Raw genomic sequence first — 16,061 nt, forward strand, 5'->3', positions numbered from 1 at the left:
TTTTTTATTCGCAAAAAATATTTTCAGGTTGTTTGCTAGAGAAAAATGACGAAAATAGATTCTTCGCCAGATGCCAATTTTCTCGGTTGATGCAATATCTTACAGTAGGAGGTGTTATTTCTCCCTGTATCAATCCGGCATCTTTCAATTCATTCAAATGTTGTGAAAGTGTGCTTTTAGCAATTGGCAGCACTCCCGACATGTCCCCATGGTAGCAGCATGATTGATTTGCAAGCATTTCAAGTATTGCTATACGTATCGGATGCCCCAGTGCCTTTGCAAATCTGGCTAGCTTTTCTTGTTGTTTTGTTAGTTCTTTCTTTTCCATATAAAAATATTGTTCGTAAATATACGAATATGTTTTTGATTCGCAATATGGCGAACTGTGATTTTTAGATTATTTATTTACACATGATTATATGATAATCAGAGTTAATGCAAAGATCATATAAAATTGAAGAGGTCGCATGTATTTAATCAAAACGATAGGTATATAAAACTTTACATAAACGTTATTGATATTTACAATTTAACTTAGTATATCTGTCATCGATTTGTATTAAATATTACGGATTGCAGGAATATTCCTGCAATCCAAATTTATTACTTTTTAAATACAGCAACGGATATTATCCATACGATAAAAGCAGATGTACCGATAACGGGTATCGGATAATTATGTTTTACACAATATGAATGACCACATCTGATAAAAAAATACCAGATAATCAATCCTATGCATGCACCGACAAAAAGGCTGATGACAGATATATATTTTAAGAAAATCACTTTGAACCTGCCATGTTCCACTACGCTGACAGGAGGCTTCAATTTTTTCTTGTTACTCATGGCCTGAAGTATTAGAATTTATAGACTTCAAATAACACGAACAGCAATTATTTATTCAAAAGAAAACAGCTTGAGCATAAATTAATTCCGTTCAATAATAAAGTTCAGTTAAAATGTTATTTAATTCTATATATAAAGTTCCGTTATTATCTCTAAAGCAAACCTTGTTTTCTCTTGCCAGCCAGCCGAGAGCCAAAAAAATCATAGAATCCCTGTAACCTGAGAATTCTCCTATTTCCCTTATTGACAATACTTTCTTCTCGGACAATAAACGCCAGATCAAACCTGCGTCGATACCAATATCATTTTTCAGCATAATTTTATAATTTAATTCATTACAAATAATTTAAGGATATTATAAATACAGGCAGAACACGAACAATTTTACAATTGCCCCGTGTGATGTATTTATAAAAAACAAATGAAAATTGAATCAGATTCAAAAAAACAAACAGACACTGCTTCTCTTTGTATAAGCATATATTATGCCCGGATAAAGACGAAACGCAACCTGCCTGTATTGTAAGGAATTAAATCAGGTATGTGCAATGAAGAATATTCAGAGGAGTCTGCCCGCTGTCAGGAGGAGCATTTTCTGAAGAAAACGAATATGCGAAGGATTTTACAGCGAAAAGAGAATTATCAAACGGCAGAAATATATATGAAGCTGCCAGATGACTTAATTCATTATCCAGGACCGGTTTAAAATCGGCCTGATCCATATTGATTTTTAGTAATTGAACACGATGTTCACAGCATTTTCCCTTGCCTGAGTTTTCACATCCGTTTTCATTACATCTGCCACAGGGCACATTTTTACGATCATTGGCAACCAGACCCGATTTTACCAAATCGTTCCGGCAAATAACCCTATAATTGATAAATCCGATGGAAAATATCAGATAGAGTATTGCTACTATCGCAAAAAATCTTTTTTTCATGTAAAAGCAAAGTTATCAATATTTTAATCTGGGAATCCATCTGATATGAATTTTATATTTTTTTATGACAAGATAAAAATAACCTACTATATTGAGAATCCGATTTCGGCTTTTTAAGAAAAAATGGCAGATCCTTTTTTTATCGGTATTTTCCTGTTATCAACTATGGGATACACTTACGTTTTATTAGTTAAGCCCTGTAAAATATATTCAGTACCAGTATAATATATCCGGGTATATTTTAACAAACTATTAATTTTTGTCAAAAAGTACGTTATTATTTTTTCCGTACACTTAATATACATATATTTGCGTTAATGGTTACATTTTTGAAAAATCATCCATTGAAATGAAACGGATTACAGCTATATTTTTACTTCTGATTATGGTGGTCGTCGGAGCTCATCCGGTACTGGCCATGCATTTTTGCGAAGGAAATTTATATTCCGTAGGTATTTTGGATGATTCGATGAGTAAATCATGTTGTGCGGCTATGAAAGATATGCCGCAACCTGAAACCGACTCCTGCTGTTCTGCGGCTCAGGCTACAACTTCGCAAGAAGATAACCACGAGGCCTATAAATCGCATGACGACTGTTGCGACATCCAAAAAGTCCAACTCTCCACAGACGACTATCAGCATCAGGACAGGCAGTTTAATATCAGCCATATCCTTCCCTCTTTAGAGTATGTATGGTTTACATTAAACTATATGTTCAACTTTGTCGAACCCGATACTACTGTTGCCATCGGGCAAAACTTTCCGCCCGGAGGGCTTAATAAGCAGCATATAGACCTGCTTACCTATATCTGCATCTACCGTATTTGATTCTATAAGGTCAATAACCGCCGTTATTGATTAAAACAAGATGATCTGAACAGATTTAAAAACAAGTCATGTCCGGAGTTGTTTTACATATTTATACTTATCTATATATGCTTATAAAATCAAAAGACAATGAGACCTATATATTTTTTATTCGGTATAGCCTTTTCCACAAGCTATACCATGGGGCAGTCATACCCCAATCATGGCAGTAATTATCCTGCGGTAAAAGATTCCGTTATATCCAAAGCGGAAGAAGTACGTTACGAATTTATCAGCCATATAGCCGGTGAAGCATCATCGGTCATCGTTGACGTGCGTACACCCGAAGAGTTTGAAGAAGGACATATCGATAAATCGGTCAATATCCCTCTTGACGTTCTGGAAAAATCTGCACGCTTACTGAAGGATTACACATACATCATTGTTGTCTGCCGGAGTGGCAAAAGAAGTGAAGAAGCCAAAACAATATTAACACTTCAGGGGTTTACTAATGTATACGATGGCGGAGCCTGGCAAAACGTCGATAAATCATTGAAATATAATAAATAAGACTATGCTGAACAGAATTATCAAGTATTTTCTTGAGAACAGGTTAATAACGATGTTATTGCTTGTCCTGATTGTTGTCTGGGGCTTATCTACCGCCCCGTTCAACTGGCACGGAGGCTTATTGCCCCGTGATCCCGTACCGGTCGACGCTATTCCCGATATCGGTGAAAATCAGCAGATCGTAGCCACCGAATGGATGGGGCGTTCCCCCAAAGATATGCAGGAACAGGTTACCTATCCGCTGACCACTTCTTTATTGGGGATTCCCGGAGTAAAAACCATCCGCAGTACCTCCATGTTCGGTATGTCGTTTATTTACATTATTTTCGATGACAATGTCGAATTTTACTGGAGCCGTTCCCGTATTCTGGAAAAACTCAATTCGCTTCCGGCAGGAACTCTCCCCACAGGCGTGCAGCCCTCCCTGGGACCCGATGCAACGGCCCTTGGTCAGATATACTGGTATACACTCGAAGGGCGGAACCCTGAAACCGGAAAGCCAACCGGAGGCTGGGACCCCGATGAACTGAGAACCATACAGGACTTCTATGCCAAATATTCCATTTCCTCTGCCGAGGGTGTTTCTGAAGTAGCCTCCATAGGCGGATTTATAAAAGAATACCAGGTCGATATAAACCCCGATGCCATGCGTGCATTCAATGTCTCGATCATGGACGTGATGAGTGCCGTACAGAAGAGCAATCTGGATATAGGAGCCGAAACCGTAGAGATTAATAAAGCCGAATACCTGGTCAGGGGATTAGGATATATCAAAAATGTATCCGATCTGGAAGAAGCCGTAATAACGGTGCGCAACGGTGTGCCCGTCAAAATAAAGGATGTGGCGTTTGTTAACCTGGGACCCGCCACCCGAAGAGGCGGGCTGGACAAAGAAGGCGTTGAAGCCGTAGGAGGCGTTGTCGTGGCACGTTACGGTTCCAATCCGATGCAGGTTATTGAAAATGTAAAAACCAAGATAAAAGAAATGGAAGCCGGCCTTCCTCAGAAAACGCTGGCTGACGGTACTGTTTCAAAAGTAACTGTCGTTCCTTTCTATGACAGATCGGGATTGATACAGGAAACTATCGGAACACTTGAAACGGCTCTTTCACATGAAATACTGATTTGTATTATAGTGGTTATCGTACTTGTCTTTAACCTGCGGGCATCGGTTATTATATCCAGTATCCTGCCTATCGCCGTACTGTGTACATTTATCATTATGAAATACACGGGAGTCGAAGCCAATATTGTGGCATTATCGGGTATAGCCATTGCCATCGGGGTTATGATAGATGTCGGGGTCGTCTTTGTCGAGAATATTATCCGGCACATCGAAATGGAAGAAGAGGCCAATAAAGGTATAACCAGAGGCAAGGCATTTGTAAACCTGATTTACAAAAGCGTCAGTGAAGTTTCCGGTGCATTATCCACTGCGATGCTCACTACCATTATCAGCTTTCTACCTGTTTTTGCCATGGAAGCACAGGAAGGTAAACTCTTTAAGCCTCTGGCCTATACAAAAACATTCGCGTTGACCTCTGCATTCTTGCTGGGTATAGCCATGCTGCCGACAATAGCATACTATATCTTTTCGCTGAAATTATCATCGAAACAAATCCGTAAAATCGCAAATATCGTCCTTATCGCCGCAGGTATACTCCTGTTTGTATTCTCAGGGGTTGTTGCTGCATTGGGGCTTACCTTGCTGGGTTTAAACAATTTCTTTGCGTGGTACTGGACAAAAGATAAAATACCGACATATATCAATATCGCAATAGCACTTCTGATAGCAGTATACTATCTGACCATAGAATGGCTGCCAATCGGTACGCAGGAAGGATTCTTCCTGAACTTTATATTCGTGATTTCCTGTATCGCCGTTATACTGGGCCTGTTATGGGTTTTGGTTATTTATTACGAAGGCATTCTACGCTGGTGTCTGGCTCATCGCTGGAAATTTATGCTGCTGCCTGTTACCACCGTCTTTTTCGGAATAGTTATCTGGCTTGGATTTGACAGCACTTTCAGCTTCGTAGCCAAAGGATTTGAAACCGTGGGATGGAAAACTTTCCGCCAGACAGGATTCTGGCAGGCTTCGAGCAATCGTTTTCCGGGCATCGGAGAAGAATTTATGCCGAGCCTGAATGAAGGATCGTTCCTGTTGATGCCCACCAGTATGCCTCATACCGGGATCGAACAGAACCTGCAATTTATTGAAACACTCGATAAACGGATTTCAAATATTCCCGAAGTGGAAATAACAGTCGGTAAATGGGGACGTGTCAATTCAGCCCTTGACCCTGCTCCGACCCAGATGTTTGAAAATACGATCAGTTACCGTTCCGAGTTTATACTGGATGAAAACGGCCACCGCAAACGTTTCAAAACCAACCGTGACGGCGAATTTTTATTAAAAGGAGGCTTAACCTATAATCCGAAAGACGGATTCAGGCTGATACCCCCGGATAGCCTTGTAGCAGACAGTAAAGGGGATTATTTCCGCCAATGGCGACCGCATATCAAAAAGACGGACGATATCTGGCAGGAAATAGTGAATGTTACCCATATGCCCGGCCTGACCTCTTCCCCTAAACTCCAGCCGATCGAAGCCCGACTTGTGATGTTATCCACAGGTATGCGTGCCCCGATGGGACTCAAAGTTTCCGGTCCCGATCTGGAGTCTATTGAGCAAGGGGGGCGGGCTATGGAACAGGCACTCAAAGAAGTGCCCTCTATCCTGCCATCGACCGTATTTTATGACCGTGCCGTAGGTGCACCTTACATCGAGATTAAACTCAACAGGCAGAATATGGCCCGTTACGGAATTACGGTAGCCGATTTACAGGATGTGATCAGTGCCGCCGTGGGAGGTATGCCTTTAACTACGACCGTCGAAGGACGGGAACGGTTTCCTGTACGCCTGAGATACCCCCGTGAGTTGAGAGGAAATCCCGAAGAACTGGCACGGCTGATTGTACCCACAGCTACAGGGGCACAGGTTCCGCTGAAAGAAGTGGCCGATATACAATATACCAAAGGAGCCCAGATGATCCAAAGCGAAAACACCTTCCTTTTAGGGTATGTGATTTTCGACAAGGCCGCCGGAAAAGCCGAGGTGGATGTCGTCAATGAAGCCGACAAAATACTCAAAGCAAAGATCAGCTCGGGCGAATTGCAACTGCCTAAAGGAGTATCCTATAAATTTGCAGGGAATTACGAGCAGCAAAAAAGGGCAGCTACCCGCTTATTGCTTGTTGTCCCGCTGAGTTTGCTGGCCATCCTCTTGGTACTGTATTTCCAGTTCAAAACCGTAACAGCGTCACTTATCCATTTTTCGGGAGTAATAGTTGCCTTTGCAGGCGGATTTATCCTCTTGTGGCTATACGGAGAACCTTGGTTTATGAACTTTTCTGTGGGAGGGATGAATATGCGTGACCTGTTCCAGATGCATCCCATTAACCTGAGTATCGCCGTCTGGGTCGGTTTTATCGCCCTGTTCGGTATCGCCACCAATGACGGTGTATTGATGGGAACCTATATACACGACACGTTTGTGGAAAGAAATCCGCAGACCAAGGATGAAATCAGGGAAGCCGTGATCCATGCCGGGCTGAGAAGGGTTCGTCCTGCCGCCATGACTACGGCGACCGCATTGATAGCCTTGCTTCCCGTACTCACATCGACAGGTAAGGGAGCCGATATCATGATTCCGATGGCCATACCGACCTTCGGCGGTATGCTTATCCAGTCCATGACCATGTTTGTGGTTCCGGTATTCCAATGCTGGTGGCGGGAACGTGCAATCAGTAAACACGGTAAAATAGAAGAGTGAAAATAAATAACACGAGCAATATGTCAGACAAGAAATATAAATATGTTGTGATGCTGCTATCCCTGATGCTTTTAAGTATCGGTTCCTATGCACAAAGGACTGATTCGTTAAGCCATTACCTGGAGATAGCCGCCCGGAATAATCCGGGTATAAAAGCTGATTTTATGGCTTATAAAGCATCTTTGGAGAAGATACCGCAGGCGGGTGCTTATCAGGACCCGCAACTGGAAATGGGATTCTTCCTTGAACCGATGGAATTTGTCGACGGCCGTCAGGTGGGTGAATTCAAGTTGATGCAGATGTTTCCGTGGTTCGGGACAAAAAAAGCCGCCCGTACCGAAGCGACCCATATGGCAAAAATGTCATTTGAGAAATTCCGGGAATCGAGGGATAACCTCTATCTGGATGTATACACACAATGGTTCCTGCTTTGCAGTTTGCAACAAAAGCTGATCAACAATCAGGAGAATAAGAAACTGCTTACACAGTTGGAAGAACTGGCACTGCGAAAATTCTCATCTCCCGGTGCAGGTTCCGGATCGGGTTATACCCTGTCTGCCCCGACACCTCCGACAAGTACTCCGCCCGCAAGCAGTGGAGGTGGAATGGCCGGAATGGGTGGTGCGACTGCACAGGCAGCATCACAAAGCAGCGGAATGTCCTCTATGGGTGGTTCTGGCAGTGGCGGTATGTCGGCAGGTGCATCTTCGGGTATGTCGGATGTGCTGCGTATCCAGCTTGAAATAACGGAATTGGATAATAACATCGAAAGTATACAGTCGGAAATAAGGGCTGAAAAAGCCAGGTTCAATGCCCTGTTAAACCGTTCTGCCGATACCAATATTGAAATACCCGATTCTTTCGAGCAGATTCCATTTCTCTTTGACGGAGCTTCCGCCATGGACAGGATAGCCGATCAGAATCCGATGCTGGGAATGATAAATGAAGAAGGCTTAGCCTATAAGGCAAAAGCCGAGATGGATAAGAAAATGAGTTACCCCATGTTCGGTATAGGCCTTCAGTATATGCTTATGAACAAGAGCCTTGCCCCCCAAGCCGACCCGATGAATACGGATATGGGTACAGGCAGCACGATGAGCAGTATGAACGGCAAGGATATGATCATGCCGATGCTTTCTGTCACGATCCCTATTTACAGGAGTAAGTATAAGGCCCAGCAACGGGAAAGTAAATTCTGGTGGCAGGCAAGCCGGGAAAAATATACAAATACCCTGAATACACTCCAAGCGGAATTGTACAAGACCAAACACCAGCTGGATGATGCCTCCCGGAAGATCGCACTGTTTAAAAAACAAACCAATCTGGCTCAAACAACATACAATCTGGTTGTACAGGAATTTATTTCCGGCAAAAGCGACCTGACCAATGTGATCCAGGTACAACGCCAGCTTTTGGATTATCAACTAAAGGGTGCGGAAGCCGTAGCCAGTTACAATACAATGGTTGCCTCTATTCAAAAACTGATTTCATCTAAAGAAACCGAACAACAAAAATAAGCGAGACATTATGGAAACTAATAAAATAAAAAATATTCTGAAGAATAACTATTTAAAATATGGTTTGATTCTTGTCGCCGGCTTATTTCTGGGCTGGGCGATATTCGGCGGTTCATCCGCCGGTCACAATGAAACGGCGGAGCATATCCATGAAGATGCTGCCGGACAGGTATGGACGTGTGCCATGCACCCCCAAATCAAAATGGACAAACCCGGTAAATGCCCGATCTGCGGAATGGATCTGATCCCTTTAAAAACCACAGGCGGGTCTGATGCAGCCGTAGACCCCGATGCCATTCAGATGTCGGCAGAGGCAGTCGCTCTGGCAAATATTCAGACCACTGTCGTAAGCCGTCAGAATCCGGTTAAGGATTTGCGTTTATACGGAACAATACAGGCGGACGAACGTTTATCGCAATCCCAAACTTCGCATGTTAGCGGGCGTATCGAAAAGCTGTTTCTCAATTTTACGGGAGAAAGTGTCAGACAGGGGCAGATTATCGCCACTATTTACTCCCCTGAGTTATTAAGTGCACAACAGGAATTGCTGGAGGCTGCAAAGATGGTATCTCTACAACCGGCATTGCTTCAGGCTGCCAGAGAAAAGCTGAGATTATGGAAATTGTCCGACGACCAGATCTCGGCAATCGAGAAGTCGGGTACTGTATCTCCGCTTGTGGATATTAAAGCCAATACCGGCGGTATTGTTGTCAGCAAGAAAGTCAGTCAGGGCGATTATATCAATCAGGGCAGCGTGCTGTTCGATATAGCCAATCTTTCTCAGGTATGGGCGATGTTCGATGCTTATGAGGTCGATCTGCCTTTCCTTAAAATCGGGGATAAAATCGATTTCACGTTGCAAAGTGCTCCGGGAAAAACCTTTTCGGGAAGAATAACATTCATAGACCCGATACTGGACAGGATTACCCGCACGGCAAAAGTAAGGGTGGAAACTGCAAACCCCGGATTTCAGTTAAAACCTGAAATGTATGCCAGTGCAATCGTGAAAGCTCCGCTAAAGCAGTATGATAATGAGATTGTCATTCCTAAATCATCGGTACTGTGGACAGGTAAACGTTCAATTATATATGTCAAACAACCCGATACCGGTTCCCCGGCATTTATGTTGCGTGAAATAGAATTAGGCCCCTCACTGGGTGATTCCTATGTCGTTCTTTCAGGGATCGAAGACGGGGATGAAATTGTTACCAACGGGGCATTCTCCATTGATGCCAGTGCACAATTGGAAGGTAAACGCAGTATGATGAATAAGGAAGCTTCACGTCCTATGACGGGGCATGAAGGGCACAATATGACAGGAAGTTCTAACAATAAAATGGAGAATATGAATATGGAACAAAACACCAAGGCAGACCCGCATTCCGGGCATAATATGTCTGCAACGGGCAACGACGGGCAACAAACAACTGTTGCAAAGTCAGAACATGCGATAATTAATGTTCAGGGACTCTGTGAAATGTGTAAGGAGCGTATAGAGAAAGCCGCTAAAGGGGTCGGCGGAGTATCTTCTGCATCGTGGGATCAGAAAACGAAACAGCTGCATCTGAATTTCGACGCTTCCAGAACATCGGTTGACGCAATCAGTAAGGCTGTCGCAAAAGCAGGGCATGATACGGATAAATACAAAGCAGATAAAGCAACTTATGATGCTTTGCCGGGCTGCTGTAAATACAGAAAATAATATAATAAAGTAACAAGTATCCAATAATTTTAAAAAAGTCAGATTATGAAAAAATATTTTTGTGCAATAGCAATCATTTTATTTTCCCTTCCATCTTACTCTAAAAGTAATAACCGGTCCGAAAACGAGTCGTCTGTCATAGGAAGTACATCGCCCGGACAGGAATACCTGACAGATATGCAAGGTGGTTGCGGAAGCCGCAGTAAAGTAAATAAAAAATCGTCGGCTTCGACCGCAGGGCATCAGGGGCATGGCACATCGGGATGTTCAGATAATACCCAAAAAGGAACAGGTTCGACAAATGAGCATCAGGGACATGATATGTCTGCCATGTCAAAAGATAGCAAACAAGCTTCATCAGCTACAACTGCGACTTCCACCGGACACGAAGGACATGATATGGGCGGTACGTCCAGTGATATAAAACCGGTCGCTTCCAAAGATGAACATGCCATGATCAGTGTTCAGGGACTCTGTGAAATATGCAAAGAACGTATTGAGAAAGCCGCTAAAGGTGTTAGCGGAGTAACATCGGCTTCGTGGGATCAGAAGTCTAAACAACTACATTTGAATTTTGATCCGGCAAAAACCAATGTGGATGCTATAAGTAAAGCAGTAGCCAAAGTTGGGCATGACACAGACAAGTACAAAGCAGACAAAGCTGTTTATGATGCACTACCGGACTGTTGCAAATATAGGAAATAAACATAACAACCTAAAAAAGGAATATTCACCATTAAAAAATAGAATAAAATGAAGAAGTATATTTTAGTCATCGTATTGGGATTAGGCATCCTGTCTTTTAGTGCCTGTAACTCAAGAAGCACATCAGGTAACGATACATCCAAAACGGAACCGACAGCCCAGTCAGCCCCAGAACATCATCAGGATGAACATGCCATGTTGGGTGTGCAAGGGCTTTGTGAAATGTGTAAAGAGCGAATAGAAACCGCAGCAAAAGGTGTGGAAGGGGTATCTTCGGCTATGTGGGATATAGAAAAGAAGGAACTACATCTGAACTTCAATCCGCATCAGACTAATCTGGATGCAATCAGCAAGGCTATTGCCAAAGCAGGACATGATACGGATAGAGATAAGGCTGACCAGGCAGCATATGATGCACTGCCCGATTGCTGCAAATACAGAAAATAAGAGAAATACGAATAATTAATCAATTAAAATAAAAAAGAAATGAAAAAGATAGTTTTGTTTTTAACAGTGATAATATTCTTATCAGCAAACAGCCTGACTGCTAACAATCAGGATAGCCTACAAAAAAAAGATACCATACATGCCGGACATCATCAAAAAGAAAAAAGTGAAATGAAAGAATCTCATGCGATGCTCAAAGTGGAAGGTAAGTGCGATATGTGTAAAAAACGAATTGAGACAGCCGCATTAAATGTGGAAGGTGTGTCTTCGGCTATTTGGGATAAAAAGACGAAAGAATTACATCTTAACTTTGACGAAAAGAAAACATCTATCGAGGCAATAAGTAAGGCCGTTGCCAAAGTGGGACATGATACAGAAAAGGACAAAACAGATAAAAAAACGTATAATGCCCTACCCGGCTGTTGCAAATACAGGTAATTCTGTTAGAAATAATTTAAACGGTGAATAAATGACCGGGATAAGTGAGTATTATATTTATAGGGAATGCTCAATTAGAGCATTCCTCTTATAAAAAGAAGCCAAACATGAAACATACATATATTATAAACGGTATGACTTGTAATCATTGCCGTTCAAGTGTGGAAAAAGCACTGAATGCTATTGAAGGCATTCATGCAACTGTTACTCTTGATCCTCCTATAGCCATCATCAGTATGGATAAACATATATCTACGGAAGTATTGCAGGATGCCTTATCGAAAATTGGCAATTATACTATAGAAATGGCTCAAAATGCTCAAAACGTATCGCATAATAATCATCAGGATCATACAGAAATGAACAGTATGCACCAAGGACATGACCATAGTGGGCATGGACATCAGAATCACGATCATGCGGGAGGACATATGGCTCATATGGGAAATCTTAAACAGAAATTTTGGATTTCCCTTATCGTAGCAATACCGATTATTCTGTTATCCCCTATGATGGGCATGAAACTTCCTTTTACCCTTACATTCCAGGGTTCATATTGGGTAGTATTGTTCTTAGCTTCATTCCTGTATTTTTACGGCGGATGGCCATTTCTTACCGGAGCTGCGAGTGAATTAAAAGCAAAAAATCCGGCTATGATGACATTGATTTCAATGGGTATCACTGTTTCTTATATATATAGTGTGTATGCTTTTGTTACCAATTACATTCTGCAAGTGCCAGGTCACCGAATGGATTTCTTTTGGGAATTGGCGACACTGATTGTTATTATGTTGCTCGGTCATTGGATAGAAATGAAGGCTGTGGGTAATGCGGGAAACGCATTGCAGAAAATGGCTGAGTTGTTGCCTGGAAGTGCGCATCTGGTACAACCTGACGGAAGTGTTAATGATGTTCCTCTTCAACAAATACAAGAAGGGCAGCATGTAATGGTAAAGGCGGGAGAAAAAGTGCCTGCCGACGGGAAAGTTATATCTGGTGAAACATCTGTTAATGAATCAATGGTAACCGGGGAAGCCAAAGCCATAAAGAAAAGCGAAGGAGCAACCGTGATAGGCGGTTCGGTCAATGGTTCGGGATCTATCGTAATAGAAGTGACAGGTACAGGCGAATCAGGTTACCTGGCACAAGTGATGAAACTGGTAGGACAAGCCCAACAAGAAAAATCACGAGCGGAATCCATTTCCGATAAAGTAGCCAAAGCACTCTTTTATATAGCATTGATAGTAGGTATCATTGCATTTATCGTTTGGTATATTATCGACAAAGATATTAATATCGCATTGGAAAGGATGGTAACTGTCTTTATCATTGCCTGTCCACACGCTTTAGGCTTGGCCATCCCCCTTGTAGTAGCTCGCTCTACATCTTTAGGTGCAACACATGGTTTACTAATCCGTAACCGTAACGCATTGGAGAAAGCAAAGGATATATCTGTTGTAACCATGGATAAAACGGGTACGCTTACTGAAGGAAATTTCCGTGTTTCCGTTGTTAAAAGTCTTTCGGATAGATGGAATGATACTGATATACTAAAAACAATGGCAGCAATGGAAGTACATTCCAATCATCCATTAGCAGTAGGTATATTGGATAAAGCCAAAGAAGATAAATTGGAGATACCAAAGGCCGAAAATGTTGCTCTTATAAGTGGAACAGGTTTATCGGGTACTGTAAGTGGACAGGATGCAAAAATTGTTACTGCTGCATATCTGGATAAAAATGCAGTGTCATATGATAGATCCTTATTTAATGACTTGGCAGAAAAAGGCAATTCCATAAGTTACCTTTTAATTAATAATGATGTAGCAGGTTTAATAGCACAAGGAGATCAAATTAAACCAGAAGCCAAACAGACAGTAAAAGAACTTCAAAATGAAAAAATTACTCCGGTCATGTTAACAGGAGACAATGAAGCCTCGGCAAAGGCTGTTGGTGGACAGTTGGGTATCAGCGATGTATATGCCTCTCTTTTACCCGAAAATAAGGAGAAGGTCATAACAGAATACCAGCATAAGGGGAAAAGCGTTATGATGGTGGGTGACGGAGTGAATGACGCGCCGGCATTGGCACGTGCAGATATCGGTGTGGCAATCGGTGCCGGAACAGATGTGGCGATAGATTCAGCAGACGTGGTATTGGTAAAAAGTAATCCGTATGATATCATCCATTTTCTTTCACTTGCAAAAAACACAACAACAAAAATGGTGCAAAATTTATGGTGGGGAGCAGGGTATAACATCATTGCCATACCATTGGCAGCAGGAGTTCTCGCTCCTGTAGGTATTATATTGAGTCCTGCCGTAGGGGCTGTACTAATGTCCGTCAGTACAGTAATAGTTGCAATAAATGCGTTGATGTTACGAATGAAATAAAATCCATTTATTCATACCTGATGGAAATATTAATTGTTTTTATTTGATTCTGGTAAGTGTCACACCGGCATATGAAATAACCTGATAAGTTGTAGTATATATGTCGGTGTGTTTTACCATCATTTTGATGAATTTCCATTGAAGAATCTGAATCAATAATAAGACTCTTTAGCGATTGTCTGAATAAAATGAGAAGTTGTTTTCTTTTTTTAAACTCTAATGATATTTCTAATGAAAATATTTTTTAAAGAAATCAAACTTGAGATATTAGATTTCGTGCTCTATTGTAGTTCAATTAGTAATAGAATTCTGTTTTACTGTTTGGTCTAAAAGATGCATATTTATGATTCGATTTACTTCCCATCTAAAAAAAGAAATTGATATAAAGATTGAACAAATAGAATGTTCTGAAATGAGTATGATTACGAAGTCTTTGGATGCTTCCCGCATACTTGCCAAAGCATTCAACCAATTAAAAGCATTTATTTTATCATACAATTTTAAAGATGAGGAAGAGGAAATTTATTTTTTCAAAGAAACTAAACCCAGATTATGCTCCCGTTTAATATTCTATCGTAAAGTCTATAATATTGAGATGAATCGCCCCATAGGTATAAATAAACAACGGGAATACTTCTGTGATTTATTGAATGATATAAACAAATATAATGGTAAAAGGCTTGATTTTATCCGTTATTACCGATCAGACTCTTCTCATTTAGACGCTATTTATTTTCTGCGGGATAAAACAGACGTGGAGCAATATCTCGAAACATTTTATTATGAATTTGATCCCCAATTTTCGACTAACTGCGATTTTAAGGTAGCGAAGATTTTAGCAAATGATATGCTTTCTGTCTATTTGATGCACGAAGTGGAGTTGTTGGATGATAACGGTATGAAGAGTTGTTCTTTTGGCTTTCCTGCGACTAAAAAGACTTGGATGGGTAGTAAAGCCGAGTTACAGGAGCAAATATTTTCATGGGATAGTGCCGGAATGTTTGGAGACCTACCGTTGACACAACTTTACGATTATATCCAAAATGTATTTAATATCCAGTTAGATAGCAATCTTTCGCGAACTCTTGGTGATTTGAAAATACGGAATACCCCTACACCATTTCTTGACAAGTTAAAAGATGCCCTATTGCGGCGTATGGGTAGAAAAGAATAATACCGAGGTCGGTATGTATGCTTAAACACGCATTATACCGATCTTTTCTGTATTTTCTATTTCTCTTTTTCGGAGAAAATTTACTTATATTCGATTATATATAAGCTACTTACAGAAATATTCAAAAAGAGTAGTACCGACCTCGTTATCAAGTATCAAAAAACGCTCGAACTTTGCATCAAACCAATAAGTTACGAGCATGAAAGTAATAAGTATAGAATCGGAAGCCTATAAAAGTCTACTACAAAAAATCGACCGGATTCATTCTTTTGTAAAACAAGAAAAAGAAAATACCATCCTACAACAATCTGATCCATCAGAGGTTTGGCTGAGTGATCAAGATGCTGCTACCATATTACGGGTAAGTAGACGCACTATGCAGCGGTTACGCAGTAACGGAGAAATAATCTATTCAATCAGGGGAGGTAGAGTATGGTATCTGTTGGCAGAGGTCAAACGTCTATTACCGGGACTTGTGGTAAACAAGAATAAGAAAGGAGGCAAACCATGAGCGAGGATGAAGGAATAAAAGATTTCATGCAAAAGTGGTTTGAGCAATTTATGGGACGTTTCGACCGATTGGATAAATTTATGGATATAATGAGCGGACGACATAACGTACTGAACGGCGAACGGCTTTTAGACAATCAAGACCTGTGCCAAATGCTGAACGTAAGCAAAC

General features: G+C 41.3%; 14 protein-coding genes and 1 pseudogene. 11 read left to right on the plus strand and 4 right to left on the minus strand.

The genetic code is table 11. The features are described from left to right. Positions 1-4: 4 nt before the first annotated feature. From QOX35_RS05980 to QOX35_RS05995, 4 genes are all read right to left on the minus strand, one after another. Entirely contained in the window at positions 5-328 is a 324-nt protein-coding gene (locus tag QOX35_RS05980) for an ArsR/SmtB family transcription factor (RefSeq protein WP_283686166.1), read from the minus strand. A 275-nt stretch (positions 329-603) separates the two neighbouring features. Further along, positions 604-849 (minus strand): hypothetical protein, encoded by a 246-nt coding sequence (locus tag QOX35_RS05985; RefSeq protein ID WP_283686167.1) that lies wholly within the window; start codon positions 847-849, stop codon positions 604-606. Between the two features lie 91 nt (positions 850-940). Then, a complete protein-coding gene (locus QOX35_RS05990) occupies positions 941-1,165 on the minus strand; it encodes a winged helix-turn-helix domain-containing protein (RefSeq protein WP_283686168.1) in 225 nt (74 codons plus the stop codon). Positions 1,166-1,379: 214 nt separating this feature from the next. Next, positions 1,380-1,790 (minus strand): HYC_CC_PP family protein, encoded by a 411-nt coding sequence (locus tag QOX35_RS05995; protein ID WP_283686169.1) that lies wholly within the window; start codon positions 1,788-1,790, stop codon positions 1,380-1,382. Between the two features lie 349 nt (positions 1,791-2,139). Between QOX35_RS05995 and QOX35_RS06000 the strand changes: the two genes are divergently transcribed. The 11 genes and pseudogenes from QOX35_RS06000 to QOX35_RS06050 all read left to right on the plus strand — a co-directional run bounded on the left by QOX35_RS06000 (position 2,140) and on the right by QOX35_RS06050 (position 15,890). After that, the gene (locus tag QOX35_RS06000) at positions 2,140-2,619 is read left to right on the plus strand and encodes an HYC_CC_PP family protein (RefSeq protein WP_283686170.1); all 480 of its coding nucleotides are present in this window, start codon (positions 2,140-2,142) and stop codon (positions 2,617-2,619) included. A 129-nt stretch (positions 2,620-2,748) separates the two neighbouring features. Next, a complete protein-coding gene (locus QOX35_RS06005; RefSeq protein ID WP_283686171.1) occupies positions 2,749-3,168 on the plus strand; it encodes a rhodanese-like domain-containing protein in 420 nt (139 codons plus the stop codon). Positions 3,169-3,172: 4 nt separating this feature from the next. Continuing rightward, positions 3,173-7,003 (plus strand): efflux RND transporter permease subunit, encoded by a 3,831-nt coding sequence (locus QOX35_RS06010; RefSeq protein WP_283686172.1) that lies wholly within the window; start codon positions 3,173-3,175, stop codon positions 7,001-7,003. Positions 7,004-7,023: 20 nt separating this feature from the next. Then, the gene (locus QOX35_RS06015) at positions 7,024-8,520 is read left to right on the plus strand and encodes a TolC family protein (RefSeq protein ID WP_283686173.1); all 1,497 of its coding nucleotides are present in this window, start codon (positions 7,024-7,026) and stop codon (positions 8,518-8,520) included. A 10-nt stretch (positions 8,521-8,530) separates the two neighbouring features. Next, positions 8,531-10,222 (plus strand): efflux RND transporter periplasmic adaptor subunit, encoded by a 1,692-nt coding sequence (locus QOX35_RS06020; protein ID WP_283686174.1) that lies wholly within the window; start codon positions 8,531-8,533, stop codon positions 10,220-10,222. A gap of 381 nt (positions 10,223-10,603) precedes the next feature. After that, a pseudogene (locus QOX35_RS06025) lies at positions 10,604-10,927 on the plus strand (heavy-metal-associated domain-containing protein); the annotation flags it as partial. 48 nt (positions 10,928-10,975) lie between these two features. After that, positions 10,976-11,374: a heavy-metal-associated domain-containing protein gene (locus QOX35_RS06030; RefSeq protein ID WP_283686175.1), complete on the plus strand. Its 399-nt coding sequence runs from the start codon at positions 10,976-10,978 to the stop codon at positions 11,372-11,374. A 39-nt stretch (positions 11,375-11,413) separates the two neighbouring features. Beyond that, positions 11,414-11,812 (plus strand): heavy-metal-associated domain-containing protein, encoded by a 399-nt coding sequence (locus QOX35_RS06035; RefSeq protein WP_283686176.1) that lies wholly within the window; start codon positions 11,414-11,416, stop codon positions 11,810-11,812. A gap of 107 nt (positions 11,813-11,919) precedes the next feature. After that, on the plus strand, positions 11,920-14,205 hold the full coding sequence (locus QOX35_RS06040) for a copper-translocating P-type ATPase (RefSeq protein WP_283686177.1): 2,286 nt from the start codon (positions 11,920-11,922) through the stop codon (positions 14,203-14,205). Positions 14,206-14,548: 343 nt separating this feature from the next. Then, positions 14,549-15,379: an RteC domain-containing protein gene (locus QOX35_RS06045; protein WP_283686178.1), complete on the plus strand. Its 831-nt coding sequence runs from the start codon at positions 14,549-14,551 to the stop codon at positions 15,377-15,379. 199 nt (positions 15,380-15,578) lie between these two features. Then, the gene (locus tag QOX35_RS06050) at positions 15,579-15,890 is read left to right on the plus strand and encodes a helix-turn-helix domain-containing protein (protein WP_283686179.1); all 312 of its coding nucleotides are present in this window, start codon (positions 15,579-15,581) and stop codon (positions 15,888-15,890) included. The last annotated feature ends 171 nt before the right edge of the window (positions 15,891-16,061 follow it).

Origin of the sequence: Dysgonomonas sp. Marseille-Q5470, assembly GCF_951230145.1 — a bacterium.
Lineage (GTDB): Bacteria > Bacteroidota > Bacteroidia > Bacteroidales > Dysgonomonadaceae > Dysgonomonas.

Coding starts and splice junctions, on each gene's coding strand:
- QOX35_RS05980 (WP_283686166.1), bottom strand. CDS start 328: ATGGAAAAGAAAGAACTAACAAAACAACAAGAAAAGCTAGCCAGATTT.
- QOX35_RS05985 (WP_283686167.1), bottom strand. CDS start 849: ATGAGTAACAAGAAAAAATTGAAGCCTCCTGTCAGCGTAGTGGAACAT.
- QOX35_RS05990 (WP_283686168.1), bottom strand. CDS start 1,165: ATGCTGAAAAATGATATTGGTATCGACGCAGGTTTGATCTGGCGTTTA.
- QOX35_RS05995 (WP_283686169.1), bottom strand. CDS start 1,790: ATGAAAAAAAGATTTTTTGCGATAGTAGCAATACTCTATCTGATATTT.
- QOX35_RS06000 (WP_283686170.1), top strand. CDS start 2,140: ATGAAACGGATTACAGCTATATTTTTACTTCTGATTATGGTGGTCGTC.
- QOX35_RS06005 (WP_283686171.1), top strand. CDS start 2,749: ATGAGACCTATATATTTTTTATTCGGTATAGCCTTTTCCACAAGCTAT.
- QOX35_RS06010 (WP_283686172.1), top strand. CDS start 3,173: ATGCTGAACAGAATTATCAAGTATTTTCTTGAGAACAGGTTAATAACG.
- QOX35_RS06015 (WP_283686173.1), top strand. CDS start 7,024: ATGTCAGACAAGAAATATAAATATGTTGTGATGCTGCTATCCCTGATG.
- QOX35_RS06020 (WP_283686174.1), top strand. CDS start 8,531: ATGGAAACTAATAAAATAAAAAATATTCTGAAGAATAACTATTTAAAA.
- QOX35_RS06030 (WP_283686175.1), top strand. CDS start 10,976: ATGAAGAAGTATATTTTAGTCATCGTATTGGGATTAGGCATCCTGTCT.
- QOX35_RS06035 (WP_283686176.1), top strand. CDS start 11,414: ATGAAAAAGATAGTTTTGTTTTTAACAGTGATAATATTCTTATCAGCA.
- QOX35_RS06040 (WP_283686177.1), top strand. CDS start 11,920: ATGAAACATACATATATTATAAACGGTATGACTTGTAATCATTGCCGT.
- QOX35_RS06045 (WP_283686178.1), top strand. CDS start 14,549: ATGATTCGATTTACTTCCCATCTAAAAAAAGAAATTGATATAAAGATT.
- QOX35_RS06050 (WP_283686179.1), top strand. CDS start 15,579: ATGAAAGTAATAAGTATAGAATCGGAAGCCTATAAAAGTCTACTACAA.